Origin of the sequence: Methanoregula sp. (assembly GCF_049690535.1) — an archaeon.
In the GTDB taxonomy this organism is placed as follows: domain Archaea; phylum Halobacteriota; class Methanomicrobia; order Methanomicrobiales; family Methanospirillaceae; genus Methanoregula.
Genome location: NZ_JBAVMX010000043.1, coordinates 1 through 1865 on the forward strand (window position 1 = coordinate 1; position 1865 = coordinate 1865).

Here is a 1865-nt window from a genome sequence, read left to right on the forward strand (position 1 = left end):
CAACGATCAAATCTCTTGGGAACGGGCCCGATCACCAGGAGAAACTGATTACGAGTATGGAATTTTCAGAAACCGGTGTATCAGATGACCGGATCACGGCACTTGAGAAGAAGGTATCGGCAATGGAAACGCCTGTCAGGGGACTGATCGAGGATTTGCTCGACTTTAAGGCGATCACGAGGACACAGTCCCGGCAGAATGGGAAACCCTGCATCTTTGAGTTTCCCCAGGAACACGTTGACACAACATCCCCGGTGCCTGCGGATCCGTCCGCATCTCCGTTGGTTGCAGTCCCGCAAGCGTGCAGCACGGTGATCCGGCCACACGGAGCCGCACACCAGCAGGATGTCCCGGTCGCTCAGGCAGAGCCCGCGATGGTCCGGATCATGCAGTCCGACGGTACTATGAAACTGGAGGTCCGGCGCGGGGACAGTACTACCCTTGATGCAGGCGTCGGATATAGTCACGCGAAGAACCTGCGCTCCTGAAGAGGTAAGGGTTTGAGGCCCCTGCACACGCGCTAAAGGGCCTTTGAAAGGGCGGGGGATCATCCCCACCCATCTTTTTTTCCGGCAAGAGGAATTCGTGCATCCATGGTACTCTCAGGGACGGGAGGAGAGGAGTCTGAAAACCCGGGCAGAAATAAATAAGACGATCAATAACCAGTGAACAACAGAGATGCTCCATGAAACCTGAAGATGATCCCTGGCTCGAACATGCCCATAAAAATGCAGAACACCTTGCCGGGGAGATCGAGAAACTGGCGTCATTGACCAGTCCGATCCGGCAGAACCACCCGATCATCACCAAATACCAGGATTTCTGGAACAAGGCAAAAGAGATCACCGGGTTATTCAAAGAATTAAAGCCGCTTGCCCATGATGACCGGGATCTGCTCTGGAGCCAGTTCAATACCCTGTGCCGGGAAGTAAAGGAGACCCAGAAACCGGAGTACGGGAAACTGGAATTGGTTTCCCGGGGTCATTTCGACGAGATTATGAAACACGTGGAACTCGCCCAATTCCCTGCCGGTGCTCCGCCCCGGAATATCCATGCACTGGTGGAACGCGGGCAGGCGCTCAAAACCGCCGGTGATCTGCTGGGAAAGTACAAGCACGAGATGCTCGCCAAACACAAAAAAACCTGTTTTGACCGCATTCAGACGACCCGCACCGTTCACGATGCCCTGTGGGATACGCTCAATGCACGAAAACCGCTGCCGAAGGCCGAGAACGTAAACCGCGTCCAGAAGAATCTCGAGGTCAATTATGAACGGTACCGGAAAGCGGCGACGGCCCTTGAGAATTTCCAGCTCACTGCAGCGCATATCCGCAGGTTTCTTGCCAGCTGCGATGATCCGGAGAAGCATGCACGGGCAACCGCCCAGCTGGCAGATGTGGAGCGGCGGATAAACGATATCAAAGCAGGCATACAGAAGTTCGAGAAATGGATCGAAGACGACGAACGGACCTTAAAAGAGGAGTAAGGTTTCTTTTTTTGTCGCTCACGCGGGTCACGTAAGACCCGGTGGACCCCGGGAACCCCGCTTCTTCAGACGTGCCAGGTACACGTATATCGCCAGTTCGCCATCCGGGGTGAGGCAATAGAGTTTCTCCCGGTCATTCCCCGGATCAGACTCCTCATCGACAAGGTTCCAGCCGGCCAGTGTCGATACCAGACGGGTGAAGGCGGTCTCTGAAAGCTCAGGTCTGTCCGTGCCCTCACGATCATCGTACGCAGGTACCTGCCAGGTCTTTGTCTCGTTGAACAGGGTCTCTTTTGGGACCAGCGTTCTTGTCTGCTTCCCGGTCTCCTGCCCCCTAAAGAGGATGGTGAGGATCACAAGATAATACGGGTTTACGGCG

3 protein-coding genes are annotated in these 1865 nt (G+C 55.0%); 2 read left to right on the forward strand and 1 reads right to left on the reverse strand.

Translation table 11 applies throughout. The annotated features are described in order from the left end of the window. A partial coding sequence (locus WCE46_RS03455; protein ID WP_424732307.1) for a hypothetical protein occupies positions 1–488 on the forward strand: 488 nt, incomplete at its 5' end. Between the two features lie 197 nt (positions 489–685). Continuing rightward, positions 686–1486: a hypothetical protein gene (locus WCE46_RS03460; protein WP_424732308.1), complete on the forward strand. Its 801-nt coding sequence runs from the start codon at positions 686–688 to the stop codon at positions 1484–1486. Between the two features lie 27 nt (positions 1487–1513). Here the strand turns inward: WCE46_RS03460 and WCE46_RS03465 are convergent. After that, positions 1514–1865 (reverse strand): hypothetical protein (locus WCE46_RS03465; protein ID WP_424732309.1); only part of this gene is annotated, 352 nt, incomplete at its 5' end.

What these genes read in the sequence shown, in the direction of transcription:
- WCE46_RS03460 (WP_424732308.1), top strand. Translation starts at nt 686, where the DNA reads ATGAAACCTGAAGATGATCCCTGGCTCGAACATGCCCATAAAAATGCA.